The sequence below is a fragment of the Methylomagnum sp. genome (assembly GCF_054333355.1).
This window is the reverse complement of sequence record NZ_JBTEKS010000017.1, coordinates 1-25,782: the sequence shown is the minus strand read 5'-3', so window position 1 is coordinate 25,782 and position 25,782 is coordinate 1. Positions and strand designations below refer to the sequence as shown.

Below are 25,782 nucleotides of genomic sequence, written 5' to 3'. Positions count from 1 at the left end.
GTCGCTATAATGAATTCACAATAATCTTTACTGGTGGGCTTTATGTCAGAGTATTTGCTTGTCTTCATGGGTGGCAATTATACTCCGCTAATGAGGATATTTAATATACCCATGCCAATATATTTTGCGTAAGTCCTAAATGTTTCAAATATACAAAGCACAGCCTACACAATCAGCCTCAATTAAAACCATTTAAAAAGCCACGAATTTCTTCGTTATTAATTGCATCTTTTAATGATATTCCATCATTATTGATATGATATAAGCTCGAACCATATCCGATCAGCATGCGGACTATTTCAAAATTACCTCTTTGAACAGCCCTAAACAAAGGAGTAATTCCACTTCTAGAATCTTCCATGTTTAAATTAGCTCCAGCTTCTAATAGAAGCCGAACCGCCTCAACATCCTCCATATCAACAGCAAGCAGTAGCGTCGGGTAAACCTCTTGGTCATCACAGTAGTTTGGATCAGCACCAGACTCTAGCAATTTTTCGATATACCGATGACTTGTACCTCTTAATATTGCTTTCCGCAAAACAGAGCCAAGCAATTTCTGCTGGCGCTCGTTATCTCCCCCATATCTCCGAAAAATTGTTTCCCGCCTTTTTGACAAGAAATCTAGGTGTTTATGGAATTCTTCTTGGGTACACAAAAATGATGAACACACCTCACTAATAATAGAAATTGCCCGCTCAATAGGGACACAGAAAAACTCTTTTCTCGGCATTCGATAACCAGCCAACCTGTTATGAACCAATCGTTCAACCACGCTTGAATCGCTAACTAAAGACGAATAAATAAATGTAAATGGTGTTGGAACACTCGTCGATCTATCTAGCTGCCTAACTCGTTCACTGACATCATAATTTGTTTTTCCAATTTTTATATAGCGCGGAAAACCATGATTTCCAAGCGCATAAAGATATCCAGACCTCATATTACTACCACGCTCATAGTTATCATTCCATCCACTCGCAGCTTTTTCCGGCAAAGCCCCTAGGTTTAAGACATCTTGGAAGGAAAAAGGCAATTCTACTGGGAAGACCCCTCATCAGACCGAGTCTCATCCGTAGCCAAAACCCGCGCCTTTTCATAAGCTTTGGCGAATATCTCCGGCAACTCGCTTTTCAGCCCCGGATTATCCGCCAGTAAATCATTAATCTCGATGCGCTGAATCTTAATCGTCCGCCGCCAACTATTCCCGCGCCGCTCCGGCTGGTATTGCCACTTCAACAAATGAGCCAGCAATACAGCCAAACGATTGGTTAATTCCCGCCGCTCCCGCGCCCCCATGCTTTCAAGCTCCTCGATCAAATGCCCGGTATCCAACTCATCGAAGCGCCCCGCCCGCAATAACTCGGCTTGTTGGTGCGTCCAAGTATAAAAATCCAAATTGTGCAATGCCGCGCTCATCGGTTTACCTCCTTAGGAAATTGATTTCGGGCGGATCGAAGCTAATCCAACTCGTACTCTTCCTCGAAAACTTGACTCCACAACAACCCCCGAATATCGGAACGCTTCCCCATTTCCGCCTGAGCATCCCGCTTTGCCATTTCAAATGCCTTATTCCACAACGATTCGATAACCGCATTATTGAGGCTTGGGGTTTCTTCCTGAATATCCGCGATTTCCTCCCGCGCATCCTTAATGCTGGCGACCCAACTCCAAGAACGCCGCTCCGGTTGGGTATGCCATTTAATGATGTGCAGCATCAACCGGACCAATTGGCTTTTTAAAGCGCGTCTTTCTGACTTGGACAAGGCTTCGATTAACTCCAAAATACCAATCGTCGCCTCCTGAAAATGGCCTGACTCCATTTCCTGTTTAATGGCGACAGCGGTTTTGTAAGGAGAACTGGCCGAGAGATTTTGCCAATTCATTATGTCTACCCTGGTTATTCAAGCCGCCTGAAAATGCTCAGGCTGACGGATCAAGCATTCGGCGGAAATATCCAAATCCTTATGCAAGCGCCGAATCATTTTCAAGGTCAGCGGACGCTGACGATTCAATACTTGGTGAACTTGGTTACTTGGACCTAGCATGGGTTCTAAATCCATAGGCTCCAACCCCATTTGTTCCATACGAAACTTAATCGCCTCAATCGGGTCCGGCCAATCCAGCGGATAATGCTTTCTTTCGTAGGCTTCGACCAAAGTCGCCAAAACATCAAGGCGCTCACCTTCGGGCGTATCGGCTTGAGCCATCATCAAGGTTTCGATTTCGCTCAGTGCCGCACGATAATCCGCTTCGGTCTTGATGGGTCTTATTTCCATATCTTCCTCCCGATTAAATTGTTTGCGCGTCGATTTTGTCGTAATCCGCATGGGTTCCGACAAACCAAACATACACAACCCGATAGACGTAATTGATCCAAACCACCAGCCGATATCTATTGCCAGCGATATTGAATACCACTCGGCCATCCCGAAGGATGCTGGCATTCCGAAAAGCACGCTTTACATCGGTCGGTGCGGCCCAATCGGCATTCAGTGCGTGCCGATACCATGCGAGCAAGGGTTCCTTCGCATCAAGGTAAGCTGGATTGTTCTCCCAAAATGCTTTGAGCGTTGATAACGCCATAATTCGCATGGTCGCGGCAACTCAATTGGTTCTTTATATCTACCGCCGCAAAAAATTCCCCAACAACTCATGCCCCTGCTCGGTCAAGATGGACTCGGGATGAAACTGCACTCCCTCAATATCCAATGTCCGGTGCCGCACGCCCATGATTTCCTCGATATTCCCCGCCTTATCCTCGGTCCAAGCGGTAATGTCCAGACAATCGGGAATGGTCGATTGCTCAATCACCAGCGAATGATAGCGGGTCGCCTGAAATGGATTATTCAAGCCATGAAATACCCCGATGTCATGGTGATAAACCATCGAAGTCTTGCCGTGCATAATGCTCTTGGCGTGGATAATATTCCCGCCAAACGCATAGCCAATACTTTGATGTCCTAAGCACACGCCGAGTATCGGATACCGCCCAGCATAACGCCGGATCGTCTCCACTGAAATCCCCGCCTCTTTCGGCGTACAGGGGCCGGGGGAAATCACAATCTTGTCTGGATTAATCCGCTCGACCTCTTCCACCGGAATCTGGTCATTCCGCACCACTTCCACTTCCGCGCCCAGTTCAGCGAGGTATTGCACTAGGTTGTAGGTGAACGAATCATAATTATCAATCATCAAGACTTTCATGCCTGACCTCCTTCTAAACCGGCTTCGGCCATCGCGACCGCACGGAATACGGCGCGGCCCTTGTTAAGGGTTTCTTCCCATTCGTTAAAGGGTATCGAATCATGCACCACACCTGCCCCGGCCTGGATATGTAAGGTGCCGTCTTTAATCACGGCGGTGCGGATGGCAATGGCGGTATCCAGATTGCCGGACCAGCCGATATACCCCACCGCGCCGGAATAGATACCCCGTTTGACCGGCTCCAATTCGGCGATGATTTCCATGGCGCGGACTTTCGGCGCGCCGCTGACCGTCCCGGCGGGGAAAGTGGCTTTCAGCACATCAAAGGCGTCCATCCCGGCAGCCAGCCGCCCGGTGACGTTGGAGACGATGTGCATGACGTGGGAATAGCGCTCAATAATCATCTTGTCGGTGACTTTGACTGTGCCGGTTTCCGCCACGCGCCCGGCATCGTTGCGGCCCAGGTCGATGAGCATGAGGTGTTCGGCGATTTCCTTGGGGTCGGCCAGCAGGTCTTTTTCCAGCGCGATGTCTTCCTCGTGGGTCTTGCCCCGGCGGCGGGTGCCGGCGATGGGGCGCACGGTGACGGTGCCATCTTCCAGCCGCACCAGGATTTCCGGCGAGGAGCCGACCACATGCAAGTCCTTGAGGTTGAGGTGGAACATGTACGGCGAGGGGTTGAGGCAGCGCAGCGAGCGGTACAGGTCCAGCGGCGGCGCGGCGAAGGGGATCGACATGCGCTGCGACAACACCACCTGCATCACGTCGCCCTCGATGATGTAGTCCTTGATGCGGCGGACGCCGTTCTCGTAGCCCTCTTGGGTGAAGCCGGAGACGAATTCGCTTTCCTCCACCTGCTTGGGCGCGGCGAGTTCGGCCCGCACCGGCAGGCGATTCTGGCGGAGGCCACGAATCAGCGTGTCGAGGCGGTCTTGCGCGGTGCCATAGGCGTTCGGCTGGCTCGGGTCGGCGTGGGTGATGATGAGCAGCTTGCCCTTAAGGTTGTCGAAAATGACGACTTCCTCCGACACCATCAATAATATATCCGGGGCACCGATGGGATCGGGTTTGACGCGGTAGGCTTTCGGCTCGATATAACGGATGGTTTCATAGCCGAAATAACCCACCAAGCCGCCGGTGAAACGCGGGAGTCCGGCGATATGGGGTACTCGGAATTGGGCGGCATAATCGCGTATCCAGTCGAGCGGGTTGTTAAGCTCTAATACTTCGTCGATTTGGCCGTCCTTCTCGACGGTTACTTCCTCGCCACGCACACTGATAATGGTGCGGCAGGGCAGGCCGATGATGGAGTAACGGCCCCATTGCTCGCCGCCGTGGACCGATTCAAATAGGTATGAATAGGGCGCGTCGGCGAGTTTGAAATAGGCGCTTAAGGGGGTATCGAGGTCCGCGAGGACTTCGCGGGTGACGGGAATGCGGTTGTAGCCCTGCTGGGCATAGTGCTGGAATTGTTCGGGCGTCATGGTGTTTCCAATCGAAAGTGTGGCCGGGACGATCCGGCGGTGAGCCGTGCCGGGACTAGCGATGAAACCGCCGCCCGGTGAGTCAGGAGAAGGGAATTAGGGACGCCATCGTTGGGAGAATGGGAACATGAGGTTTTCGAGGCTCTGGTTGCAGGTTATTTAGTAGGGCTGACGAGTATTTACATTTATGGGAATGGCTGTTTTTCCCTGGGCAGGAAAACGCCTTTGATGCAGTTGGGATTGATGACAGCTATTTGAATGTGGTTATGGGTTTTGAAACCGGCCCGCGGATATAATTCATCGCCTTCCCAAAAAGCCGCCCGGACCGAATCAAATCTTGAACCGTCTGCGTGGGCTAGTTCGTGTGCGTACCGGATTACCGCACAGTCCAATTCCCGGTTCTTGAAATCAATATCCTTTAAGCCGAAGGGCTTATTAATTGGCAGCTCTTTTCCTAGTTTTTCCCTCGACTCGCTGAGTCTTGCGTAGGCGAATGCGACAAAATCCAAATATTGTTGGTCGAGCAGATCAAGGCAGTAGCCTAAATCAATGATTGCGCCAATGACGAAGGGCTTGATGATTTTAGAGTTGGCGCGACGACTGTCCAGTTCGGCGTATTGCTTGGCGCGTTCGTAATTGTTTTCCCAAAAATAAACCCCGTCTCCCAGCCAGTTATATTCTTTATCGCTAATCCTGAGATCATCACGCCTATTCACAACCGTCCGTCCGACTTCTTCATCACAAGCGTGGAACCCCAGGACTATGCAAGGTTTTGTTGAATACATGCTCAGGCAACCTTCACATTGCCGCGCGCTCGATCCCTAGCTACGGTTTCTTCAGAGAAAATCTTGGGCGAATAGTAACCATCCTCATCCAATATGCCGGCATTTTTCATTAACCGAACTTCGTCTTCCAAAGTTCGGGTTAGCATCGAACGGCGTACTTTGGTAAGTAGGTCATTTAGATATTCGTCAATTAGCGCGATGTATATTGAGAAATATCGTTTGAAGTTGTCGTCTTGGATTAAGCCATATAACTCAAAAAGGCGGGCCTTAAGCCTGTCGGGGTCTGGTGAATTCGGCGCGGAAAAGTCTTCAATCAGGAGAATTTCTTTATTGGCAAGCTCCGTAATCTCTTTTGAGAGCGCAATCACCCTGCTTTTGTCTTGCGGCGAAAATCTTGCGGGCGCTTGCTCGTCGGATTGTTCCGCCGCCAGCGCCGTTAAGTCGGTTCCCAATTCCCTGAAGGCTCTTAGATATTCAGCATTGCTACGCATGGCCTATTTCTCCGAATAATCAAACAGGGAGCGCACTGGAACGCGAGTCCCCACAAATACAGGCGTGCCACTTAGTATGTCGGAATCGCGGTGGGTGATGCCGGTAAGGCTGGTCATGTGAGTTCTCCGAGTCCGCTGTGGTTGCCCTATAACCTGAAACGAGATGGGTTTTGCTATCGCTCTACCCATCCTACCGCGCTTAAGTTTCAAAAATCGGTGGTTTACTAGCTAGTTCCATGTTGCCGCTTCAAATGCTTGGATAGGTTTTTCGGGTTTAGCTTAACGCCACACTTTGGGCAACTTATTAAATCTGATCGGTAAATGAGAGAATCATTTTGTGGCGCAATTGGTTTGTATATAGAAAAGGCATGATGCGGTTCTTCAAGTGGCCATATTCTGTCTTGGTTAGTATCGTAAATACAAACTTTTCCAAGTAAAAAGCCTGCATTATGTTTCAATATAATATTTTTTACTTCCTGATTTCCTGTTTCAAAAATAATATCTGTATCTATATCAAAATATGTTGACTTTACTATGCCAATGATAAGATTGGATTTGCTCTGCTTTTCCGAATTGTGGCTTGATAGATAGTTGTGGCTGGCTGCCAAGCTAAGTTTTGGCGTTAAGTTTGAAATCTCGTCAGAGAAACAAGCATGTTTATACCATGGATAGCCTAAAGGTGGATCAAGCCATACGCTGCCGCCGTTGTATCTAACAAAGAAAACTTTTTCGCCACATTCTGGGCAGGTGGTGCAGAAACAAGTGCTGTCATGGCTTATGTTGTACCCAGAATAATCGTTAACTTTGGAACTGTTTGATCCTGTGCAACTTCCATGAACGTGTAAAGGAACGAATTTACCATCGACATACCGAAATTCGACTACATTCCCGCATCTGCTGCAAGTTGCCATCTTTGCATTATTTTTTAATTATCAAAAGCTTAGCCAAACATTGATCTGCACCGTCATGGCTTCACTCAGTCGCCCCAAACAACCCCACCAATTCCTCCACCGACCCCACCACCGCATCCGGTTCCAATACCTCCACCCCCGCCCCGCCGTGATACCCATACGGCACCGCGACAAACCCAAATCCCGCCCGCCGCGCCGCTTCCGAATCATTCGCCGAATCCCCCACCATCACACAAGCAGCGGGTTCCAGACCGAAATACTCGGCGGTTTTCAGCAGCGGTTCGGGATCGGGCTTGAGCTTGGTGAATTGGTCGCCACAGCCGATGAAATCGAAACACCCCGCAATACCTAAATGATCCAGCAACGGCAGGGTGAAGACCGAGTTCTTATTGGTATTGCAGGCCAGCTTGTAGCCTTGCGCCCGGAGCGCCGCCAGTCCCTCGGCCACGCCGGGGAACAGGCGGCTGCGGTCGCACATATTGGCTTCGTAGACCGCCATGAAGATGGGATACGCTTCGGCGAAACGGGCCGGTTCATCCACCGGCCACATTTCGCCGGTCAGGGCGCGTTTCACCAACATGGCGGGACCGTTGCCGATCCAATTGCGCACCGGACCTTCGCCCACCGGCGGCAAACCCAGCTTGTCCAGCATGGCATCCACCGAGTAGGCGATGTCCGGCGCGCTGTCCACCAGCGTGCCGTCCAGGTCGAAGACGATTAGTGATGGCCGCCGCAGCATCCTTTTTTCCCGGAAGTGACGGGACGCTCGGCTTTCGCCAGTTCGTTGCGCAGTGATTGGAGGATGCTGTCGTAGCGGTTCGGGTCGCTGTCCTTGCCCGCGCCGAACACGGCGGAACCGGCCACGAAGGTGTCCACGCCCGCTTCGGCCACTTCGCGGATGTTGACCGGGCCGACGCCGCCGTCGATTTCCAGGCGGATGTCGCGGCCCGAGTTGTCGATCATCTGGCGAACCTTGCGGGCCTTGTCCAGCACGTAAGGGATGAATTTCTGGCCACCGAAGCCGGGGTTGACCGACATGAGGAGGATCATGTCCACCTTGTCGAGGGTGTATTCCAGCACGTCGAGCGGAGTGGCGGGGTTGAACACCAGGCCGCATTTCGCGCCGCCGTCCTTGATGAGTTGCAGGCTGCGGTCAACGTGTTCGGAGGCTTCCGGGTGGAAGGTGATGTAGCTGGCCCCGGCCTTGATGAAGTCGGGGATGATGCGATCCACTGGCTTGACCATCAGATGCACGTCGATGGGCGCGGTGACGCCGTACTTGCGGAGGGCTTCACAGACCAAGGGGCCGATGGTCAGGTTGGGCACGTAGTGGTTGTCCATCACGTCGAAATGGACCACATCCGCGCCGGACTTGAGGGAGTTCGCCACTTCCTCCCCTAAGCGGGCGAAGTCGGCGGACAGGATGGAAGGCGCAATCCAAAAATCGTTCATGGCTTATGGCTCGTTGTTGGAGGTGAAAAACGGAGCGCGGGTGGCGCTTCCGAGGGGGATCCGGTTGGGTGGTCCGGCCTGGACCTGCAATTTCAAGGCGTTCGCCCTGCCCAAATGGGCGATTATTTTCACATTTGGCTTCCGGGGGGGCAAGTTAAGGGAAGCACGTTCCTGATGTTTCCGAATGACAGAAACGACCACAGCTCAGCCAGCAGAGAACTCATCCTGTTTATTGGGGCGATGGGCGGCGGCGAAGATTCCCGGGCAAGAGAGCTAAAAATCGTGCCGGGAATTCGGGTTCTACCTATGCCAAGCCAACCTGTAATACCATCCGTCAAGATGCGATAGGGAGTAAACGCTCATCGGAAAACGCGCACGCATCGACGGAAGTGCGGTCATGGGAATCTTCGAGTTTACCCAATCGTTGCAATCATTAATTTATAGCGTTGCCAATACTCAATCCTACTAACAGGCAAAACCTATGGATGTCGATGATTTCGGTAATTTGTGCATGGGCTGCATGCGGGACAAGGGCGATTCGGTTGGCTGTCCCCAATGCGGTTATCAATTGGATCGTGACAGAAGCCCCTTCGCCTTGCCTTACCAAGCCGTCCTGAATAATAAATTCCTGATCGGGCGCATTCTGGGCAAACCGGGTGGCTTTGGCATGACCTATCTCGCCTTGGATTTGGTGCTGCACACCACGGTGGCTATCAAGGAATACCTACCCCGTGAATTGGTTGCCCGCAATGCCAACAGCTTTAAGGTGGTGCCGCACAGCGGGGTGGATGGCGAAAGATTCAGCTATGGATTGGGTCAGTTTCTACAGGAGGCGAGAACCCTCTGCAAATTCAGCCATCCCAACGTGGTGCGGGTCAGGGAGTTCTTCGAGCAGAACAATACGGCCTATCTCGCCATGGACTATTACGAGGGTATTTCCTTGGAGGAATACCGGCGGCGCAATGGCGGCAAGCTTAACGAAACCACCGCGCTGGCCCTCATGACGCCTATTATGGATGGCCTGCTGGAGGTTCACGCCAAAGGGTTTTTACACCGGGATGTTAAGCCGTCGAATATTTATCTGACGAATACCGGAATCCCCATCCTGCTGGACTTCGGCGCCGCCCGCCTCGCCCTGCACGGGCATGGGGCGCGGACCCTTTCGGTGATATTGACGCCGGGTTTCGCCCCGTTTGAGCAATACCTCGAAAAAGCCGAATTCGGTCCAACCACGGATATTTATGCCATCGGCGCCACGCTGTATTACCTGCTGACCGGCGAGAAACCCCAGGAGGCCGCTGGCCGCTACCGCAGGGACGAGATGGTTCCACCCCATGAACTGACACCCACGATTACGCTGCGAACTAGCTTCGCCGTCATGCGGACGCTGGCCATCGAACCGGAGCAGCGCCCGCAGACGATCCAAGAACTGAAGGCGCTGCTGCTGCCCGACGGGCCGATGACATCAATCCCGGTTCCGGTGCCGTCAAGGCCAGCACCGGGGCGGTTGAATCTGGCGTGTTCAAATTGCGGAACGGCCAACTCGATCCCCGGCGACATCAGTCCGACTCTCCTGCGCTGCGTGAGTTGCGGCGAAAATCTTGGGCCATCGGCGGAAAAGCGGCGGGTTTTAAAGTGGTGGTGGGGAGGCTTGTTGGGATCAGTGCTGGTGCTGGTTTGGGGACTGGCACGGTTCGGGCCGACGGACCAATCCCGAATCACCGATATTCCGTCGGACAGACTTACCGACGGCGGGCCGACCGAGCGTGGTCCCGGCATCCACCCGGAATTCGACCGGCCCGCTGATCCGCCTTATCCACCGCCGCAAACCGCCATTGACGCCTGCCAAGGCAAAGCGGTGGGCATGGCGTGCCAACTACAACCGCCGGGCCGGGCGGCGGAACCAGGGACTTGTTATCAGATACACGCTTACTTCGCTTGTGTGCCCAATGGCTTTCCGGCTCCGTTTTCCGGCCCGCCGGGACAGCACCCCTAAAATCTGGTGCCGGACGGGTGACATCCCCGGGCGGGAAGCGTTCGCGGGCTAAAGAATTGGGGGCGGTGGAATATATCGGGTTCAGAGCGGACATCCGCCCGCTCCGAACCCGATGAGTGGCCTATTTCAAGGCGCGTGGGCCGCAATGTTGCCGCAGGAATCCGACCAGAGGTTTGGCCGATTCCGGGATGTTCTGATCGTCGAAGGCGAGGGCGATCTTCGAATCCGGCCCCTCGATGGTCAGTTCGTACTGCCGCAAATCGCGGCCCGACTCGGAGAAGAACTCACCCGACGTAGGCAACCGGCTGGCCGCGACGAGGTGTTCCAATTCCCTGGCCTCGTCCGGGGCGAGCCTGGTCCTCCGCCGAGTTGCCCGGACAACCAGCCCGACGATCTCCCGGCTGTGGTTCCGTAGCTCCGTGCCCAGGGTGTATTTGTGGTAGCGGCTGAAACCGGCCACCGCCCGCTCGAAATACACCGCGACATCCATGGCCTGCTTATAGATCGGCAAGTGTTCGAACGCGCCATAGCGTAAAAAATCAAAATCGAAAAAAACCGCCCGCCGGGCGGGCAGAGAGGGCATTGCCCCCCTGCATCCCCCAATAGGGTCAAATCACCCGAATCACCGAATCATCCACGCCGCCGCTTCCATCCCCCGCCCAGCCACGCCACCACGCCGCTTCCCAGCAGCATCAGGCTCGCAGGCTCCGGCACCGCAGCGGCGACGTCGCCGGGGCGCACGGCCCACGCATATAGCTCATAGCCCTTGTCGAGGTAGTGTTGGTTGCCATAGTGGGTACTGAAGTCCCACGCGAAAGAGGGACCGACCGCGTGCTCCGTACCCGACCAGTACATGTTGGACTGGATGTTGGTGAACTTGGCCAGTTCCGTGTCGGTGCCATTCAGGATGGAATCCCCCGCCATGACCCCCAGTTCCGAGTAGAACAAATGCCCCAGTTCGCTGCCGGTACAATTGGCGTTGGAACCACAAGAAGGGTCCGCCGCCGGCAGCCGCCAGTCGCTGTAGCCGCCGTAGACCAGTTGGTCCGCCCAGGCCACGGCGGCGTCCCAGTTCATCACGCCATCGGCGTCGTAGCCCGAGGTTAGGGCGTAGTTGGCGTCCGCCAGCCAGGTGATGCCCAAATCGCTGTCGTAGACCATCCCGCCGGGGCGGGTGAACAGCCCCGCCGAGGCCGTGGTGGACAAGGCAAGCCCCGCCAGCAGCAGCGCGGCCGAGGCGTGGTTCGTTAGCTTCATGGGAAACCCCTATTGTTGTTGGTGAGTGGATGATTGAGAAGGCCCGCCGTGTCGACCGGGCGAGAGGCATTATAGCCACACGGGGAGGAGGGGAAGGAAATGGGCTACGGCGGCGGGATGCATGGCGGTTGATAGCCGAAGCAGCGCGCGCGGCCGACATCCACTTATGCGGCGCGCTCCTTGCGAAGCCATGAGGGATTCCCGTATCCCCGACCGCAGAACCATCCGGGTTAGAATGACCGCCCCCAGTCATTCGCTAAAAGCCCACCCCATGTCCGACCCAACCCCCAAGCACCTCGTCCTCGTCGATGGCTCCTCTTTCCTCTACCGCGCCTTCCACGCCCTGCCGCCGCTGAGCAACTCGAAGGGGCAGCCGACCGGCGCGGTGCTGGGCGTCGCCAACATGCTGCGGAAGCTGGTCGCGGCCCACGCCACCCGCCATGTGGGCGTGGTGTTCGACGCGCCGGGCCGGACCTTCCGCGACGACCTGTTCGAGCAGTACAAGGCCCACCGCCCGCCCATGCCCGACGACCTGCGGGCGCAGATCAAGCCGCTGCACGACATCATCCGGGCATTGGGTTTGCCGCTGTTGATCGAGACCGGCGTGGAAGCGGACGATGTGATCGGCACCCTCGCCGTTCGCGCCGCCGAGCAGGGCTACACCGTGGTCATCTCCACCGGCGACAAGGACATGGCGCAGTTGGTGAACGGCCACATCACGCTCGAAAACACCATGTACGACACCCGGCTGGACCGGGCGGGCGTGATCGAAAAATTCGGCGTGCCGCCGGAATGCATCATCGACTACCTGACCTTGGTGGGCGACACCTCGGACAACATCCCCGGCGTGCCGAAGGTCGGGCCGAAGACCGCCGCCAAGTGGTTGCAGGAATACGGCTCGCTGGATGCCATCATCGCCAGTGCCGACAAAATCACCGGCAAAGTGGGCGAAAACCTCCGCGCCGCGCTGGACCAGATTCCCCTCTCCCGTCAACTCGCCACCATTCGTTGCGATTTGGAATTGCCGCTGACGCCGGACCAATTGCAGTGCAGCGAGCCGGACAATGCCACCCTGCGCGAATTGCTGGCCCGGATGGAATTCAACGCCTGGCTGCGGCAACTGGACGCCTCCGATCCGACCCCGGCGGCTGCGGCGACTCAGGCCGAACCCGCGCCCACCGCGAACTACCAAGCCGTGCTGACGACGGAAGACCTCGACCACTGGCTGGCGAAGCTGGCGGCGGCGGACCTGTTCGCCTTCGACACCGAAACCACTAGCCTCGACTACACCCGCGCCGAAGTGGTGGGCGTGTCCTTCGCGGTGGAGCCGGGCGAAGCGGCCTACGTGCCCGTGGCTCACGACTACCCCGGCGCCCCGGCCCAGCTTTCCCGCGAGTACGTGCTGGACAAGCTCCGCCCCCTGCTGGAAGACCCGCACCGTCCCAAACTCGGCCAGAACCTCAAGTACGACGCCAACGTCCTCGCCAACCATGGGCTAACACTGCGCGGCATCGTCCACGACACCATGCTGCAATCCTACGTGCTGGACAGCACCGGGCGGCACGACATGGATTCCTTGGCGGAAAACCATCTCGGCCACAAAACCATTCATTACGAAGACGTGGCGGGCAAGGGCGCCAAGCAGATTCCCTTCTCTCAGGTTGGCATTGAGGAGGCCACCGCCTACGCCGCCGAAGACGCCGACATCACCCTGCGCCTGCACCGGCATTTCTGGCCCAAGCTGGAGGCCGAGCCGGGCCTTCGCCAGCTCTACGAAACGCTGGAAATACCACTGGTGCCGGTGCTGTCCCGCATCGAACGCACTGGCGTTTTGGTGGATGTGTTCAAGCTGGCGGAGCAAAGCCGCGAGTTGGAGCAGCGCATGGCGGAAATCGAAAAGGAAGCCCACGCCGCCGCGGGCAACCCGTTCAACCTGGGTTCGCCCAAGCAGATTCAGACGATTCTGTACGACAAGCTGCAACTGCCGGTGGTGAAGAAGACGCCCACCGGCCAGCCCTCGACGGATGAATCGGTGCTGGCGGAACTGGCGGATCAGGGTTACGAACTGCCCCGGCTGATTCTCGATTACCGCTCAGTCGCCAAGCTGAAATCCACTTATACGGACAAGCTGCCCGGCCAGATCAACCCGCGCACCAACCGGGTCCACACCTCTTATCACCAAGCCGTGGCGGCCACCGGGCGGCTGTCCTCGTCCGACCCGAACTTGCAGAACATTCCCGTGCGTACCGCCGAGGGTCGGCGCATCCGGCAAGCCTTCATCGCCCCGGAAGGCTCGCGCATCCTGGCGGCGGATTACTCGCAGATTGAGCTACGGATCATGGCCCACTTCTCCGGCGACGCGAACCTCCGCGCCGCCTTCGCCGAGAACGCCGATGTCCACCGCCACACCGCCGCCGAGGTGTTCGGCGTGGCGCTGGACGAGGTGACGACCGACCAGCGCCGCTCCGCCAAGGCCATCAACTTCGGCCTCATTTACGGCATGTCCGCCTTCGGCCTCGCCAAGCAGTTGGGGATCGAACGCAACGTGGCCCAGCGCTACATCGACACCTATTTCGCCCGCTATCCCGGCGTCAAAGCCTTTATGGACCAGAGCCGCGAGACCGCCAAGGACAAGGGCTACGTGGAGACGCTAGGCGGGCGGCGGCTGTACGTCCCGGAAATCACCTCCCGCAACGCCCAGCGCCGCCAGTACGCCGAGCGCACCGCCATCAACGCGCCCATGCAGGGCACCGCCGCCGACATCATCAAGCGGGCGATGATCGCGGTGGATGGGTGGATTCAGGGCGCGGGCGGGCCGGTCAAAATGATTATGCAGGTGCATGACGAATTGGTATTCGAGGTGGCCGACGATTTTGTGGAAACCGCCGCCGGGGAGATTCGCGGGCTGATGTGCAACGCGGCGGAATTGGCCGTGCCGTTATTGGTGGATGTGGGCGTGGGGGGGAATTGGGATGAGGCGCATTGATTCAAAATGTTTAATTCGGAGGAGGCATTATGAAAGTCGCTGAATTTATTGCCGAAGCCCATGACGGTATCGTTGAATTACCCAGCGGATGCCAAGCTTGGAATGGCAAAAAAGTTAGGGTTGTGCTGCTTGAACCGGAAGGGGAGTCGGCTCGGCAAGAACCTGAATTCAAGGCTGTTTCCATCACTACGAAGAATTATCGCTTCGACCGCGAGGCCGCGAATGCCCGATAAGGTTTTTGTTGATACTAACGTGGCGGTGTATTTGTACTCAAATGACGAGCCAGGGAAACGGGATATTGCTCGTCGCTTGTTCAAACAGTCTACTCCGACGATTAGCACACAGGTGTTAAGCGAGTTATCTAATACCCTGCGAAAGAAATTCAAATTGGATTATGAGTCCATTGCCGAAGCGGTAACGGAAGTCAGGGGGGCTTCCTCGTTATTTACGGTTACGCTGGAAACCATTCTTCAAGCGCTGCAACTGGCACGTAAATACCGTTATTCGTATTATGATTGCTTGATTTTGTCGGCAGCGCTGTCGTCCGGTTGCGCGACCTTATTTTCGGAAGACATGCAGGATGGTCAGGTTATCGAAAACACGCTGACCATCGTAAATCCATTTAAAGCGGTAGATTTGTGATCTCAAGAGGGTCAAGGTTATGTTTTTGAAGAGTATCAGCCTGACTAATATTTTGTCGTTTGGTAATAAGACTACGACGATTGACCTAAAGCCGCTCAATATTTTGATTGGGCATAATGGGAGTGGGAAGTCGAATTTGATTGAGTGTATTGGTTTGCTGCAAGCCGCACCAGATAATATTTCTAAAACCTTTCGGGAAAGTGGTGGTATCTCCGATTGGCTATGGAAAGGTGCGCCTAAAATACCAGAGGCAATCATTGAGGCTCTGATTGGGTATCCTTTGGGGCAAAAGGATTTGCGTCACAAAATGGTATTTACAGCCACGAATTACCGTTTTGAAATGTTAGATGAATGCATTGAGGACGAATCTCCTAATCCCGGACATGATTTGCCGCTCTTTTATTTTCGTTACCAGCGAGAACACCCTCTTGCTTTAATCAACAACGAACCCCGTTTGTTAAAAAAGGAGGATATTAATCCTGAGCTTTCCATCATATCCCAGCTAAAATCTCTTGCTTTCTTTCCCCAAATTACTTGGCTAGGCGAGGCTTTAAAGAAAATTCGTATTTATCGGGATTGGTCTATTGGTCGAGATGCGCCTGTCCGAAAGGCACAGGGGCCAGATATGCCAATTGATTTCTTAGAGGAAAATTTGAGCAATATTGGGTTGGTTCTCAATAATTTACGACTTGTGCCAGACGCCAGAAAAAAATTATTAAATTATCTCCGAGATATTTATCCTGGTGTGGAAGATTTCGATATAAGCATCCAGGCCAATGCCGTCCAAGTCGTTATTCATGAGGAGCATTTCTCAATTCCCGCCTCGCGGTTATCTGATGGCACGTTGAGATTCTTATGCTTGCTAGCGATTCTCTGCCACCCAAACCCACCCCCATTAATCTGCATCGAAGAACCCGAACTCGGCCTACACCCCGATATGATCCACATCATTGCGGACTTATTGCGTGACGCCTCAACCCGTACGCAACTAATCGTCACCACGCACTCCGACTTACTCGTGGAATGCTTCTCAAATGAACCGGAATGTATTTTGACTTTTGAAAAGCGCGGCGACCAGTCGGAAGTAAAACGCCTTGATTCTGAAGAGTTATCTCATTGGTTGGAGAAATATAGCCTTGGACAATTGCGGCAAAAAGGATATATCGAGGGGAACCGCTGGTGAGCCGAAAGTTCTGGATATTCGTTGAGGGTGGAGCCGAAGGAGAGCTAAGCAGCCAATGCCGCAAAGGATTCAGCCAGTTTTTCGAGAAAGCGGGCTTAAAAGGAAAAATGCCGCGAATCTTCGCCAGCGGTAGCCGCCGACACGCCTACGACGATTTTTGCCATGCTATCGCCAAAGCCGAACCCGGCGATTTCATCGTGTTACTCATAGACAGCGAAGCCCCCATTCACATATCCCCCGACAAAGTATGGGACCACGTAAAAACCCGCCAAGGCGACCAATGGCATAAGCCACCCAACGCCACCGCCGATCATCTACATTTCATGGTGGAATGTATGGAAGCGTGGTTTCTCGCCGACAAAGTCTGCTTGAGCGCCTATTTCGGCCAAGGCTTCAAAGCCGAGAAGTTACCTCAGGTAACGGACATCGAGAGAGTATCAAAGGCGAGTATTTACGATGGCCTGAAACGCGCCACCGAAAATTGCAAAACCAAAGCGGTTTACGGCAAAGGTGCCCACTCCTTCGATTTGCTGGGGCGAATTGAGCCGGACAAAGTAAAAGAAGCGTCCGACTACGCCAAACGGCTCATCGAAACGCTTCTTGGAAAAGCGGCATAGCTTCGGTAATTTCCCTCACCGATAAATCAACACATCTTCCCGCTCATCCAGCCAAGACTGCTCATCCGCCGCCGCCAGCGTTTCCAAATCGCCCGGCGCGGCCGTGGGATCGTCCACCCACTCGCGCAACAACTCGCTGCCGTTAATCAGGTCGATGGCGAGCCGGTCGAACTCGTATTCATAAGCAAAGTCCCGCCAAATCTCGTAATCCGGGCGGAGCCGCCGCAACGCCTTGAACGCCAGGGCTTGCAGCCGCCAGGGCCGGAACGTGCGGTGGTTATACGCCGTGTCCTCCACATGGATTTGCAGCCCCGAGCAGAGATTCCCCGCGTGCTTGTGGAAGGTCGGCTCGAACCAGCAAGGCCGCAACCGGCAACCGCTCAGCCAATTCGGAGCCAGTCGGCGCATCTCAGCCAGCAGCCGATCCGGGTCCAGGTCGGGGGCGCCGAACAATTCCAAGGGGCGGGTGGTGCCCCGGCCTTCGGACAGCGTGGTGCCTTCCAGCATCACCGTCCCGGCATAACAGCGGGCCATCCACAGATTGGGCGCGTTGGGGCTGGGATTGATCCAGACCCGCTGGCCCAGCGGCCAGCCATAACCTGGCCCCTCGGCGGGTCGCCAGCCCTCCATTTCGACCACCCGCAAGTCCATGTCCAGCCGCAAGGTTTTCGCAAACCACAGCGCCAGCTCCCCCAGCGTCAGACCGTGCCGCATGGGCAGCGGTCCCGCGCCGACGAAGCTTTCCCAGCCGAAATGCAGCCGCAGCCCTTCGACGGGGCGGCCCACCGGATTGGGGCGGTCCAGAATCCACACCGACTTGCCCGCCCGGGCCGCTTCCTCCAGCACGTAGCGCAAGGTGGTGATGAAGGTGTAGATGCGGCAGCCCAAGTCCTGCAAATCCACCAGCAGGATGTCGAAGCTTTCCATCATCGGCTCGGTGGGGCGGCGCACCACGCCGTACAGGCTGTAGACGGGAATGCCGTGGATTGGGTCGTGGTAATCCTGCGACTCCACCATGTTGTCCTGCTTGTCGCCGCGCAGCCCATGCTGCGGGCCGAAGGACGCCGACAGGTGGACATCGCCGAGCGTGGCCAGGGCGTCCTGGGTGTGGACGAAATCGGCGGTCACGGAGGCGGGGTGGGCGAGCAGGGCCACGCGGCGGCCGGCGAGTGGCCTGCGCAGTTCGTAATTTTCAAGCAGCCGGTCGATGCCGAATTTCATTGTTATTTCCTCGTTGGCGGGGTTGGGGCGGGGTCGGGCCTAGCTAATGGGAGCGCGAAACCGGCGGCGTGATGGAAGTCCGGTCGGCCCGGCGGGTGCGCCAAAGCCCAAAAGGAAATACCCCCATCCTCGGTTTCAATAATGGCGGACAAGCCCAGGCACAGCTCGGATTCGGCCAGGCCAGTCGAGACATCGTGCAGGTTCAGGCGCGCCTCCAACTCCAGCCGCCCGGTATCGCGGCGCAGCACGGTGCTAGGCGTGGCGGCGGTGGGCGCATCGGCCATGCCGACGCGGTAGGCGTCGAAGCGATAACAGGCCCAGTCGCCCGACGGCGCGAAATTGAATTCGTGATAAGCGGCCTCTCCCAGCGACCTGAGGAACGCCTCGAAGCAAGTGTGCCGCCAAAGTTCATCGGCGCGGCGGGGGGGGTGGGGCGGGGGCAGGCGGAGGCGGGCAATGTCGCCCTCTATGGCATAGACCAGGGCGAGTTCCCCATCCAGGCTTCGGTTCACGCGCACCGCGAAATGGTGGACCACGGCGCAAGGCGTCGAGTAATGGCAGGTGAGGGTGGGGGATTGCATCCGTGCATTTTAACCAATGCCGGTCAGTGCGGACATAAATGATTAGCGGTATAGCGCATTTATCCCCCCCTAAATTAATGGGAATCTTTATCCTCGTTTCGCTCGCGGCCTTTTCTCAGCCACCTCCCCAGCGCGATTCCCACGATCAGGCTGAGCAATAGATAAGCCAGCGAATATCCAATGATTTTCAGCAGCATTCGGAATTATTTGTGCAGTGGCTAAATAAAAAAGTTACGCCCGCCGCCGCGCTTGTTCAAAAAAAGGCCATGTCGCCAAACCGCGACGCCAGGCCGGGCGATTCTCCGGCAGAAACCGGGATTCCCGCAACCATTTCCAGGCTCAAGCAGGAGGGGTGGTGGATTCTGTCGCCGATCCGCGACGCGAGCCGCCGCACGGCCATGGATGACTCAACCGGCAGAACTCATCCATTGTGTTTAAGTCGCTGAAATTCAATACGAATATTTCCTTCCCCCAAAATTGGCCCCGGTTTTGCGTAGTTATCACCGTAACAGGGCACGGCACCCGCAAGCGGGTTTACCGAAGCAAATAGGCAACGTATCAGGGGATTTTCATGCTGGTAAGTAACCAAGAAACGGCCCAACGGCCTTTCGTGACAGAACATCCACACACGGTTCCGGTGATACTCAGGCTATTGGATATCTTGGCGCTGATTGGCGCGGGATGGCTCGCCTATTACCTCTGGTATGGAAATCTGTTGCTTGACCTTCAATATAAGATTTCCGTCACGCTCGGGACGTTAATCGCCATTCTGTTCTTCGAGGTCGCCGATATTTATCGGCCACATCGGACCAGTACCCTCATTGGACAACTGTGGCTGATACTCCAAGCGGCGGCGGCCACCATGGTCGTGCTGTTTGGCCTCGTGAAGCATTGGATACCGGAATTCTCCTTAGATTCAAATACCCGCCTAATCGTCTACTGGGGATTGTTGAGCCTAGTCACCGTAGCCAGTTCGCGGGCCATCATGACCGCGGTCATGCGTTGGCTCCGTCACAGTGACCGGGGCCAGGGCCGGGTGGTTATCGTCGGATTAAGCGAGATGGCGGTCAATGCCAGCGAACGGGTTCACGCCTCGCCCTGGGTGGGCATGAAGGTGGTCGGTTATGTGGATGACCGGGTGGAACCGAGATTCGAATCCAAGGATGCCTCGCTGTCCCGGTTGGGCGCGGTGAAAGACCTGCCGCACATCGTCAAACAGGAAGGCGTCACCCAGGTATGGGTGTGTTATCCACTACGCGACGAAGCCCGCACCTTGGAAGTGGTGGATATTCTCCGGCATGAAACCGTCACCATCCGCCGGGTGATTGATTGTTACTCGTTCAAACTGGGTCCCTCGTCCGGGGTGTTGAATAACGTGGCGGGTATTCCCACCCTGGACATCTCGGTATCTCCCCTGGATGGCATTAACCTTTATGTCAAGGCCATCGAGGACCGTCTGCTGGCCTTGGCATTTCTCATCTTTCTGGCCCCGTTAATGATGCTGATCGCCGCTGGCGTCAAGCTTAGTTCCCCCGGCCCGGTGTTTTACCGGCAGGAGCGGGTGGGCTGGAACAACCGGCGGTTCATGATGCTGAAGTTCCGCTCCATGCCGGTCAACGCGGAAGCCAAGACCGGGGCCGTCTGGGCGAAGCCCAATGAAAACCGCGCCACGCCCTTCGGCGCATTCCTGCGGAAAACCAGCCTCGACGAATTGCCGCAACTTATCAATGTGCTGAACGGCGATATGTCCCTGGTGGGGCCGAGACCCGAGCGCCCCCAGTTTGTGGATGTATTCAAGGACCAAGTGCCGAACTATATGAAGAAGCACATGGTCAAGGCTGGCATCACCGGCTGGGCGCAAGTGAATGGCTGGCGCGGCGATACCGACTTAAATAAGCGTATCGAGCATGACTTGTATTACATCCAAAACTGGTCGGTCTGGTTCGATTTGTTCATCGCCGCGAAAACGGTCTATAGCGGGATGGTCAATAAAAATGCCTATTAAGGGTATGGGCGCGAATAACGTCCCGAACCCTGTAGGTCGGGCATGTACTCATGCCCGACGCCATGGCCCGGAACAAGCAATGTCGGGCATGGAATACATGCCCGACCTACGAAGTGGTGATTAAAGGTAAATGGGTGGGATATGGATGTCTCGCTCTCACCATTCCATTATTGGCAACCGCTCAGGATGAGCCAGAAACAGGCGATACCTTTCAGCCCTTTGTGTCGGACCATCTGACTTATGATGACAACCTGTTTCGACTCGCCAATCAAGTGGACCCGGATAAGGTTTTGAGGCCCGGCATGAGTAAATCGGACATCGTCAATCAATTGAGCGCAGGCGGCAGGATCGACTACCGTGTCGGTCGGCAGCGATTCATGATCGACCTGCGGGTGGATGACAACCGATTCGCCAATAACCAGGGCTTGAATAATATTTCTACGCACGACATGGCGACTTGGAAGTGGAAATTGGGGAAGAACTGGTCTTGGGATATGGGATATGGGTATAAGCGCTCGCTCGCATCATTTGCTTATACCCAATTTTTTCTCAAGGACATGCTTTCTGAACACAACGCCTTCGCCAATCTCGAATACACCTGGCACCCCCGCTGGAAAATCAATACGGGGTTGCGCTGGCTGGATAGTACCCACAGCAATGAATTCCGATCTTTCTTGGACCGGCAAAGTATGACCGGGTTAATCGGCCTGACTTATACCACCCCGGCAAATAGCTCCGCCGGGCTGGAATACCGTTATACCGATGCGGATTTACCCAACCGGCAATTAACGGATGCCGTATTGGTCGATAACCATTACCGCACCCAGAACGCCAGCGCGGTGATGTCGTGGTGGCTGACCGGCAAAACCCGGCTTGAGGGGCGTGTCGGCTATTCCACGCTGGAAAACCGCCATTTCACCAGCCGCGATTTCAGCGGTCCCACCTGGCGGGTGTCGCTGAACTGGTCGGCCACGGCCAAGACCCAATTGAATTTGGCGACATGGCGCGACTTGCAGCCCTCCCAGACCGTGGACGCCAGCTATATGGTGGCGCAGGGCGTGGGCCTGTTTCCCACTTGGCGCATGACCGAAAAGCTCAGCCTCACGGGCCGGATTGCCTATGAGCGCGTGGATTTCGAGGGTGATCCCGGCATCGCGCCGGGTGCCTTGGGGCCGCGTCGGGACAAGGTGTGGACGGGGCGCGTCGGATTGAATTACAAACCGTTGCGGAATATCGAGCTGGGCCTCGTCTATCAGGCCGAGCGGCGCACGTCCTCGCGGCAACTGGCGGACTTCAACGACAACAGCGTGTTTGGCAGCGTGTTGGTGAGGTTTTGAGGATGAGAGCCTTGACACTCCCAACCATCACAACGCCATCGTTTCCACGCTCCGCGTGGGAATGCATCCTCGGACGCTCTGCGTCCCGTCTCGCCACACGCACAGGCTCCACGCCTGCCGGTGAATCAACAACTCCATTCCAGTCACGGAACGCGGAGCGTTCCCGACGGCGTTCCCACGCGGAGTGTGGGAGCGATAGGGTTGTGTTTTCATGGCTTGCTGGCCTATGGCTGATGCTCTTCGGCCTGCTGAGTTTCAACGCCGCCCACGCCGTGGAATATCGCCTCGAATCCGGCGACATCATCCGCGTTACCGTCTTCCAGAATCCCGACCTCACCACCGAGACCCGCGTGTCCGAGTCGGGTGGCATTTCCTTTCCGCTCATCGGCACGGTGCCGGTGGGTGGCCTGAGCCTGCCCGCCGCCGAGCGCAAGATCGCCACTTTGCTGCGGGATGGCGGCTACGTGCTGCAACCCCAGGTCAACGTGCTGCCCTTGCAGACCAAGGGCAATCAGGCGGCGGTGCTGGGCCAGGTCAACCGGCCGGGCCGCTATCCGCTGGAAACCGTCACCAGCCGCTTGTCGGATTTGCTGGCGGCGGCGGGCGGACCCACCAATTTGGGGGGCGACACGGTCGTGCTGATTGGTAGCCGCGACGGCCACCCAATCCGCCGGGAAATCGACCTCCGCGCCTTGTTCCACGAGGGCGGCGACCAAGACCCCTTGCTGGAAAGCGGCGACACCCTGTTCGTGGACCGCGCCCCGCAGTTCTACATCTACGGCGAAGTCCAACGGCCCGGCGCCTTCCGTCTGGAGCGCGACATGCGCGTCATGCAAGCCCTCGCGGCGGGCGGCGGCTTGACGGCCAAGGGCACCGAGCGCGGCTTGCGCCTGCATCGGCGGGACGCGGCGGGCAAGCTCCAAGAATTCGAGCCGGGCCTGGACGACGCCTTGCGCCCGGACGACGTGGTTTATGTGCAGGAAAGCCTGTTTTGAGCCGGAGGACAGAAGCCATGCCGATGCGCATTTGTAGGTCGGGCTTCAGCCCGACATCGCGCCGCTGTAGGTCGGGCTTTAGCCCGATCCCATGGCCGCCTTGCTTGATCCAGTGTCGGGCTGAAGCCCGACCTACAACAGCGGGGATGTTGGCATGAGTTTGCCGAACATCCTGTCCGTACTGCTGGCCCGCTGGAAGCTGATCCTCAGCCTGACCCTGGGGCTGGCCCTGGCCGCGCTGGGCGTGAGCCTCGTCACCCCCAAGCGCTACGCCGCCGAGGCGCAGTTGGTCATCGACGCCAAATCCGCCGACCCGATTCTGGGATCGATCCTCCCGCCAGGGACGGCCACCAACGCCATCACGACGCAGGTGGACGTCATCAATTCCGACCGGGTGGCCCAGCGGGTCGTGAGGATGCTGGGTTTCGACCAGAACCCCGCTATCCGCGAGGAATGGCAGCGGCAAACCGGCGGCAAGGGTTCGCTGGAATTCTGGTATGGCCGCGTCCTCAAGCGCCGCCTGAGCGTGGTGCCGACCCGCGAGAGCAATGTCGTCACCATCGGCTATGCCGCCAACGATTCCCGGCTGGCGGCGGCCATCGCCAATGCTTTCGCGCAAGCCTACATCGACACCAATCTGGAATTGAAGGTGGAACCGGCCAAGCAATACGCGGGCTGGTTCGACGAGCGGACCCGAGAACTCCGCGAGAAGCTGGAATCGGCCCAGCGGCGGCTGTCCAATTACCAGCGGGAACACGGCATCGTCGCCGCCGATGAACGGCTGGATGTGGAGAACGCCCGCTTGGCCGAGCTTTCCACCCAATTGGTGCAGGTCCAGGGCTTCCGTTCGGACGCCCGGTCCCGCCAGAGCCAGTCTGCGTCCGCCGAAACCCTGCCGGAAGTGCTGCAAAACCCTTTGATCCAAGGCTTGAAGACCGAGCTGGCCCGGCTGGAAGCGCAGCGCGGCCAACTGGCCGGGCGGTTCGGTGCCAACCATCCCGAGCGGGCCAAGAACGAGGCGGAGGTTTCGGCCCTGCGTCAGCGCGTCATCGCCGAGACCCGCCGCATCGCCGGTTCCTTGGGCACTTCGCACCGCATCAACACCGCCCGCGAGTCGGACATCCAGGCCGCTTTGGACGCGCAGAAGCAGAAAGTCCTCACCCTCAAGGCCGAGCGGGATGCCCTCGCCGTGCTGCAACACGAGGCGGACAGCGCCCAAAAAGCCTTCGATTTGGTGACGCAGCGCTACGCCCAAACCAGCCTGGAAAGCGAGGCCCAACAGACCAATGTCGCCGTGCTGACCGTCGCCACCGAGCCGACCCAGCCGTCCAGCCCGCGTGTGGTGTTGAACACGGCGCTGGGGCTGCTGTTCGGCGGCGTGTTGGGGGCCGGGCTGGCCTTGTTGCTGGAATTGTTCCGGCCACGGCTGCGCGGCGCGGGCGATGTGACGGAAATGCTGGGCGTGCCGGTGTTGGCGGTGTTGCCGACGGCGAAAGTAGCGCGGCGGCCAGTGGGAGTGGGCTTCAGCCCACGATCTGGCCCCACCGTCGCGGGCTGAAGCCCGCCCCCACGAGAGGATAAACACCCATGAACATTCAAGCCCTGAAATTCTTGCCCCATGCCGCGCCGCTGCTGGCGCCCGAGTTTGATTCCGTCATGCCATGCCCGGCGGCGGTCGGGTTGGCCGGCGAGTTGCTGGCGGCACGCCATGCCGCCCATCCGCTGGTGGAAGGACTGCGTACCCTGCGCTCGGAATTGCTGCTGCGCTGGCTGGACGTGGCGCCGGGCGGCAAGAGCTTGGCCGTGGTCAGCGCGGAGAGAAGGGAAGGGCGGAGCTTCGTCGCCGCCAATCTGGCCGTGGTGTTCGCCCAATTGGGGCGGCGTGCGCTGTTGATCGACGCCGATCTGCGCCAAGGACGGCAACACGCGCTGTTCGGCCTGGAAAACCGGACGGGACTCTCCGCCTTGCTGGCGGAAGGGGCTGGCCTTGAAGCCATCGCCCCGATTCCCTCCATCGCCGGGTTGTCGGTGCTGTCCGCCGGACCCACGCCGCCCAATCCCCAGGAACTGTTGTCCCAGCCCCGCTTTGCCGACGTGCTGGACCAACTGCGGGGGCTGTTTGATGTGGTGTTGATCGACAGCCCGGCCCACGCCACGGCGGCGGATGTGCAAATCATCGCGGCCCGCGCCGGGGCGGCCTTGCTGGTCAGTCAGCCTCACGCCGCCACGGTGGAACGGTCGCAAGCCTTGGTCGCCGCGCTCGGCCAAACCCGTGTGGGTTTGGTGGGTGCCGTGGTCAATAAGCATTGAGTGGGTGAGAAGGATGCTGGCTAGGCTTTCTTTTGAAAAAAGAAGGAGTTATAGGATGGGTGGAGGCGCACCTAAGACGGGCTGCCAATTTCTGATGCCGCCGCCGTGCGCCGTAACCCATCGCTTCGTTTGGTGGCTCGATGGGTTGCGGTGCGTGGTCATCGCCCGGGACTCGGAAGCCTTCCGGAGCGCACCTTCACCCATCCTATGATCGGGTTGTGTCGTGGTCGTCTGTAACCCCATCGCCCGCCCGGCCCCGTCCGAAGGCGCGGCCAGCCTGCTGCTGTACGCGCCGCTGTTGAGCGCGACGCTGCTGGCGAAGATT

30 protein-coding genes are annotated in these 25,782 nt (G+C 57.1%); 12 read left to right on the top strand and 18 right to left on the bottom strand.

Annotated elements, in window-relative coordinates; genetic code table 11:
- Positions 1 to 178: 178 nt before the first annotated feature.
- From ACXWUF_RS02955 to rpe, 13 genes are all read right to left on the bottom strand, one after another.
- Positions 179 to 1,033, bottom strand: coding sequence for a GIY-YIG nuclease family protein (locus ACXWUF_RS02955; RefSeq protein WP_458493161.1), 855 nt, complete (start codon positions 1,031 to 1,033; stop codon positions 179 to 181).
- Between the two features lie 2 nt (positions 1,034 to 1,035).
- Positions 1,036 to 1,416 (bottom strand): DUF29 domain-containing protein, encoded by a 381-nt coding sequence (locus ACXWUF_RS02950; RefSeq protein WP_458493160.1) that lies wholly within the window; start codon positions 1,414 to 1,416, stop codon positions 1,036 to 1,038.
- Between the two features lie 41 nt (positions 1,417 to 1,457).
- Entirely contained in the window at positions 1,458 to 1,883 is a 426-nt protein-coding gene (locus ACXWUF_RS02945) for a DUF29 domain-containing protein (protein ID WP_458493159.1), read from the bottom strand.
- An 18-nt stretch (positions 1,884 to 1,901) separates the two neighbouring features.
- Positions 1,902 to 2,276 carry a helix-turn-helix domain-containing protein gene (locus tag ACXWUF_RS02940; protein ID WP_458493158.1) on the bottom strand — a complete coding sequence of 125 codons (375 nt, stop codon included), beginning with the start codon at positions 2,274 to 2,276 and terminating at the stop codon, positions 1,902 to 1,904.
- Between the two features lie 13 nt (positions 2,277 to 2,289).
- The gene (locus tag ACXWUF_RS02935; protein ID WP_458493162.1) at positions 2,290 to 2,583 is read right to left on the bottom strand and encodes a type II toxin-antitoxin system HigB family toxin; all 294 of its coding nucleotides are present in this window, start codon (positions 2,581 to 2,583) and stop codon (positions 2,290 to 2,292) included.
- Positions 2,584 to 2,622: 39 nt separating this feature from the next.
- A complete protein-coding gene (locus ACXWUF_RS02930) occupies positions 2,623 to 3,204 on the bottom strand; it encodes an anthranilate synthase component II (RefSeq protein ID WP_458493157.1) in 582 nt (193 codons plus the stop codon).
- Positions 3,201 to 4,688, bottom strand: a complete 1,488-nt coding sequence (gene trpE / locus ACXWUF_RS02925) for an anthranilate synthase component I (RefSeq protein ID WP_458493156.1) — start codon at positions 4,686 to 4,688, stop codon at positions 3,201 to 3,203. Before trpE ends, ACXWUF_RS02930 begins: the two co-directional genes overlap by 4 nt.
- A gap of 185 nt (positions 4,689 to 4,873) precedes the next feature.
- Entirely contained in the window at positions 4,874 to 5,473 is a 600-nt protein-coding gene (locus tag ACXWUF_RS02920; protein WP_458493155.1) for a hypothetical protein, read from the bottom strand.
- A 2-nt stretch (positions 5,474 to 5,475) separates the two neighbouring features.
- A complete protein-coding gene (locus tag ACXWUF_RS02915) occupies positions 5,476 to 5,964 on the bottom strand; it encodes a hypothetical protein (protein ID WP_458493154.1) in 489 nt (162 codons plus the stop codon).
- Positions 5,965 to 5,967: 3 nt separating this feature from the next.
- Positions 5,968 to 6,081, bottom strand: coding sequence for a DUF433 domain-containing protein (locus tag ACXWUF_RS02910; RefSeq protein ID WP_458493153.1), 114 nt, complete (start codon positions 6,079 to 6,081; stop codon positions 5,968 to 5,970).
- A gap of 107 nt (positions 6,082 to 6,188) precedes the next feature.
- Complete coding sequence (locus ACXWUF_RS02905; RefSeq protein WP_458493152.1) at positions 6,189 to 6,875, bottom strand: hypothetical protein; 687 nt, start codon at positions 6,873 to 6,875, stop codon at positions 6,189 to 6,191.
- Positions 6,876 to 6,936: 61 nt separating this feature from the next.
- Positions 6,937 to 7,614, bottom strand: a complete 678-nt coding sequence (locus ACXWUF_RS02900) for a phosphoglycolate phosphatase (protein WP_458493151.1) — start codon at positions 7,612 to 7,614, stop codon at positions 6,937 to 6,939.
- Positions 7,593 to 8,327 carry a ribulose-phosphate 3-epimerase gene (rpe, locus tag ACXWUF_RS02895; RefSeq protein ID WP_458493150.1) on the bottom strand — a complete coding sequence of 245 codons (735 nt, stop codon included), beginning with the start codon at positions 8,325 to 8,327 and terminating at the stop codon, positions 7,593 to 7,595. The genes ACXWUF_RS02900 and rpe overlap by 22 nt, the downstream gene beginning before the upstream one ends.
- A gap of 481 nt (positions 8,328 to 8,808) precedes the next feature.
- Here rpe and ACXWUF_RS02890 point away from each other — a divergent pair, with 481 nt between their 5' ends.
- Positions 8,809 to 10,323: a serine/threonine protein kinase gene (locus ACXWUF_RS02890; protein ID WP_458493149.1), complete on the top strand. Its 1,515-nt coding sequence runs from the start codon at positions 8,809 to 8,811 to the stop codon at positions 10,321 to 10,323.
- A 121-nt stretch (positions 10,324 to 10,444) separates the two neighbouring features.
- Here the strand turns inward: ACXWUF_RS02890 and ACXWUF_RS02885 are convergent, their stop codons facing one another.
- Positions 10,445 to 10,906 carry a protealysin inhibitor emfourin gene (locus tag ACXWUF_RS02885; RefSeq protein WP_458493148.1) on the bottom strand — a complete coding sequence of 154 codons (462 nt, stop codon included), beginning with the start codon at positions 10,904 to 10,906 and terminating at the stop codon, positions 10,445 to 10,447.
- Positions 10,907 to 10,953: 47 nt separating this feature from the next.
- The gene (locus ACXWUF_RS02880; protein ID WP_458493147.1) at positions 10,954 to 11,580 is read right to left on the bottom strand and encodes an Lcl domain-containing protein; all 627 of its coding nucleotides are present in this window, start codon (positions 11,578 to 11,580) and stop codon (positions 10,954 to 10,956) included.
- A gap of 271 nt (positions 11,581 to 11,851) precedes the next feature.
- Here ACXWUF_RS02880 and polA point away from each other — a divergent pair, with 271 nt between their 5' ends.
- From polA to ACXWUF_RS02855, 5 genes are read left to right on the top strand one after another with little or no spacing between them, the layout of a single operon-like run.
- On the top strand, positions 11,852 to 14,566 hold the full coding sequence (gene polA / locus ACXWUF_RS02875; protein ID WP_458493146.1) for a DNA polymerase I: 2,715 nt from the start codon (positions 11,852 to 11,854) through the stop codon (positions 14,564 to 14,566).
- A 29-nt stretch (positions 14,567 to 14,595) separates the two neighbouring features.
- Positions 14,596 to 14,799, top strand: coding sequence for a hypothetical protein (locus ACXWUF_RS02870; protein WP_458493145.1), 204 nt, complete (start codon positions 14,596 to 14,598; stop codon positions 14,797 to 14,799).
- Complete coding sequence (locus tag ACXWUF_RS02865) at positions 14,789 to 15,208, top strand: PIN domain-containing protein (RefSeq protein WP_458493144.1); 420 nt, start codon at positions 14,789 to 14,791, stop codon at positions 15,206 to 15,208. Before ACXWUF_RS02870 ends, ACXWUF_RS02865 begins: the two co-directional genes overlap by 11 nt.
- 25 nt (positions 15,209 to 15,233) lie before the next feature.
- The gene (locus tag ACXWUF_RS02860; protein WP_458493143.1) at positions 15,234 to 16,391 is read left to right on the top strand and encodes an AAA family ATPase; all 1,158 of its coding nucleotides are present in this window, start codon (positions 15,234 to 15,236) and stop codon (positions 16,389 to 16,391) included.
- On the top strand, positions 16,388 to 17,008 hold the full coding sequence (locus tag ACXWUF_RS02855) for a DUF4276 family protein (protein WP_458493142.1): 621 nt from the start codon (positions 16,388 to 16,390) through the stop codon (positions 17,006 to 17,008). The genes ACXWUF_RS02860 and ACXWUF_RS02855 overlap by 4 nt, the downstream gene beginning before the upstream one ends.
- 15 nt (positions 17,009 to 17,023) lie before the next feature.
- Here the strand turns inward: ACXWUF_RS02855 and ACXWUF_RS02850 are convergent, their stop codons facing one another.
- The 3 genes from ACXWUF_RS02850 to ACXWUF_RS02840 form a co-directional block, all read right to left on the bottom strand.
- Positions 17,024 to 18,229 carry an exo-beta-N-acetylmuramidase NamZ family protein gene (locus ACXWUF_RS02850; RefSeq protein ID WP_458493141.1) on the bottom strand — a complete coding sequence of 402 codons (1,206 nt, stop codon included), beginning with the start codon at positions 18,227 to 18,229 and terminating at the stop codon, positions 17,024 to 17,026.
- A 2-nt stretch (positions 18,230 to 18,231) separates the two neighbouring features.
- A complete protein-coding gene (locus ACXWUF_RS02845) occupies positions 18,232 to 18,810 on the bottom strand; it encodes a DOMON-like domain-containing protein (protein ID WP_458493140.1) in 579 nt (192 codons plus the stop codon).
- A gap of 74 nt (positions 18,811 to 18,884) precedes the next feature.
- Positions 18,885 to 19,007: a hypothetical protein gene (locus ACXWUF_RS02840; RefSeq protein WP_458493139.1), complete on the bottom strand. Its 123-nt coding sequence runs from the start codon at positions 19,005 to 19,007 to the stop codon at positions 18,885 to 18,887.
- Between the two features lie 12 nt (positions 19,008 to 19,019).
- Between ACXWUF_RS02840 and ACXWUF_RS02835 the strand changes: the two genes are divergently transcribed.
- The 6 genes from ACXWUF_RS02835 (at position 19,020) to ACXWUF_RS02810 (ending at position 25,457) form a co-directional block, all read left to right on the top strand.
- A complete protein-coding gene (locus tag ACXWUF_RS02835; RefSeq protein WP_458493138.1) occupies positions 19,020 to 19,256 on the top strand; it encodes a hypothetical protein in 237 nt (78 codons plus the stop codon).
- Positions 19,257 to 19,381: 125 nt separating this feature from the next.
- Positions 19,382 to 20,815 carry an undecaprenyl-phosphate glucose phosphotransferase gene (locus ACXWUF_RS02830; RefSeq protein WP_458493137.1) on the top strand — a complete coding sequence of 478 codons (1,434 nt, stop codon included), beginning with the start codon at positions 19,382 to 19,384 and terminating at the stop codon, positions 20,813 to 20,815.
- 50 nt (positions 20,816 to 20,865) lie between these two features.
- Positions 20,866 to 22,152, top strand: coding sequence for an XrtB/PEP-CTERM-associated polysaccharide biosynthesis outer membrane protein EpsL (gene epsL, locus ACXWUF_RS02825; protein WP_458493136.1), 1,287 nt, complete (start codon positions 20,866 to 20,868; stop codon positions 22,150 to 22,152).
- Positions 22,153 to 22,355: 203 nt separating this feature from the next.
- Positions 22,356 to 23,147, top strand: a complete 792-nt coding sequence (gene epsE / locus ACXWUF_RS02820) for a polysaccharide export protein EpsE (RefSeq protein WP_458497058.1) — start codon at positions 22,356 to 22,358, stop codon at positions 23,145 to 23,147.
- Positions 23,148 to 23,301: 154 nt separating this feature from the next.
- A complete protein-coding gene (epsF, locus tag ACXWUF_RS02815) occupies positions 23,302 to 24,705 on the top strand; it encodes a chain length determinant protein EpsF (protein ID WP_458493134.1) in 1,404 nt (467 codons plus the stop codon).
- A gap of 29 nt (positions 24,706 to 24,734) precedes the next feature.
- Positions 24,735 to 25,457 carry a polysaccharide biosynthesis tyrosine autokinase gene (locus tag ACXWUF_RS02810; RefSeq protein ID WP_458493133.1) on the top strand — a complete coding sequence of 241 codons (723 nt, stop codon included), beginning with the start codon at positions 24,735 to 24,737 and terminating at the stop codon, positions 25,455 to 25,457.
- The last annotated feature ends 325 nt before the right edge of the window (positions 25,458 to 25,782 follow it).

What these genes read in the sequence shown, in the direction of transcription:
- ACXWUF_RS02950 (WP_458493160.1), bottom strand. Translation starts at nt 1,416, where the DNA reads ATGAGCGCGGCATTGCACAATTTGGATTTTTATACTTGGACGCACCAA.
- ACXWUF_RS02945 (WP_458493159.1), bottom strand. Translation starts at nt 1,883, where the DNA reads ATGAATTGGCAAAATCTCTCGGCCAGTTCTCCTTACAAAACCGCTGTC.
- ACXWUF_RS02940 (WP_458493158.1), bottom strand. Translation starts at nt 2,276, where the DNA reads ATGGAAATAAGACCCATCAAGACCGAAGCGGATTATCGTGCGGCACTG.
- ACXWUF_RS02935 (WP_458493162.1), bottom strand. Translation starts at nt 2,583, where the DNA reads ATGGCGTTATCAACGCTCAAAGCATTTTGGGAGAACAATCCAGCTTAC.
- ACXWUF_RS02930 (WP_458493157.1), bottom strand. Translation starts at nt 3,204, where the DNA reads ATGAAAGTCTTGATGATTGATAATTATGATTCGTTCACCTACAACCTA.
- trpE (WP_458493156.1), bottom strand. Translation starts at nt 4,688, where the DNA reads ATGACGCCCGAACAATTCCAGCACTATGCCCAGCAGGGCTACAACCGC.
- ACXWUF_RS02920 (WP_458493155.1), bottom strand. Translation starts at nt 5,473, where the DNA reads ATGTATTCAACAAAACCTTGCATAGTCCTGGGGTTCCACGCTTGTGAT.
- ACXWUF_RS02915 (WP_458493154.1), bottom strand. Translation starts at nt 5,964, where the DNA reads ATGCGTAGCAATGCTGAATATCTAAGAGCCTTCAGGGAATTGGGAACC.
- ACXWUF_RS02910 (WP_458493153.1), bottom strand. Translation starts at nt 6,081, where the DNA reads ATGACCAGCCTTACCGGCATCACCCACCGCGATTCCGACATACTAAGT.
- ACXWUF_RS02905 (WP_458493152.1), bottom strand. Translation starts at nt 6,875, where the DNA reads ATGGCAACTTGCAGCAGATGCGGGAATGTAGTCGAATTTCGGTATGTC.
- ACXWUF_RS02900 (WP_458493151.1), bottom strand. Translation starts at nt 7,614, where the DNA reads ATGCTGCGGCGGCCATCACTAATCGTCTTCGACCTGGACGGCACGCTG.
- rpe (WP_458493150.1), bottom strand. Translation starts at nt 8,327, where the DNA reads ATGAACGATTTTTGGATTGCGCCTTCCATCCTGTCCGCCGACTTCGCC.
- ACXWUF_RS02890 (WP_458493149.1), top strand. Translation starts at nt 8,809, where the DNA reads ATGGATGTCGATGATTTCGGTAATTTGTGCATGGGCTGCATGCGGGAC.
- ACXWUF_RS02885 (WP_458493148.1), bottom strand. Translation starts at nt 10,906, where the DNA reads ATGCCCTCTCTGCCCGCCCGGCGGGCGGTTTTTTTCGATTTTGATTTT.
- ACXWUF_RS02880 (WP_458493147.1), bottom strand. Translation starts at nt 11,580, where the DNA reads ATGAAGCTAACGAACCACGCCTCGGCCGCGCTGCTGCTGGCGGGGCTT.
- polA (WP_458493146.1), top strand. Translation starts at nt 11,852, where the DNA reads ATGTCCGACCCAACCCCCAAGCACCTCGTCCTCGTCGATGGCTCCTCT.
- ACXWUF_RS02870 (WP_458493145.1), top strand. Translation starts at nt 14,596, where the DNA reads ATGAAAGTCGCTGAATTTATTGCCGAAGCCCATGACGGTATCGTTGAA.
- ACXWUF_RS02865 (WP_458493144.1), top strand. Translation starts at nt 14,789, where the DNA reads ATGCCCGATAAGGTTTTTGTTGATACTAACGTGGCGGTGTATTTGTAC.
- ACXWUF_RS02850 (WP_458493141.1), bottom strand. Translation starts at nt 18,229, where the DNA reads ATGAAATTCGGCATCGACCGGCTGCTTGAAAATTACGAACTGCGCAGG.
- ACXWUF_RS02845 (WP_458493140.1), bottom strand. Translation starts at nt 18,810, where the DNA reads ATGCAATCCCCCACCCTCACCTGCCATTACTCGACGCCTTGCGCCGTG.
- ACXWUF_RS02840 (WP_458493139.1), bottom strand. Translation starts at nt 19,007, where the DNA reads ATGCTGCTGAAAATCATTGGATATTCGCTGGCTTATCTATTGCTCAGC.
- ACXWUF_RS02830 (WP_458493137.1), top strand. Translation starts at nt 19,382, where the DNA reads ATGCTGGTAAGTAACCAAGAAACGGCCCAACGGCCTTTCGTGACAGAA.
- epsL (WP_458493136.1), top strand. Translation starts at nt 20,866, where the DNA reads ATGCCCGACGCCATGGCCCGGAACAAGCAATGTCGGGCATGGAATACA.
- epsF (WP_458493134.1), top strand. Translation starts at nt 23,302, where the DNA reads ATGAGTTTGCCGAACATCCTGTCCGTACTGCTGGCCCGCTGGAAGCTG.
- ACXWUF_RS02810 (WP_458493133.1), top strand. Translation starts at nt 24,735, where the DNA reads ATGAACATTCAAGCCCTGAAATTCTTGCCCCATGCCGCGCCGCTGCTG.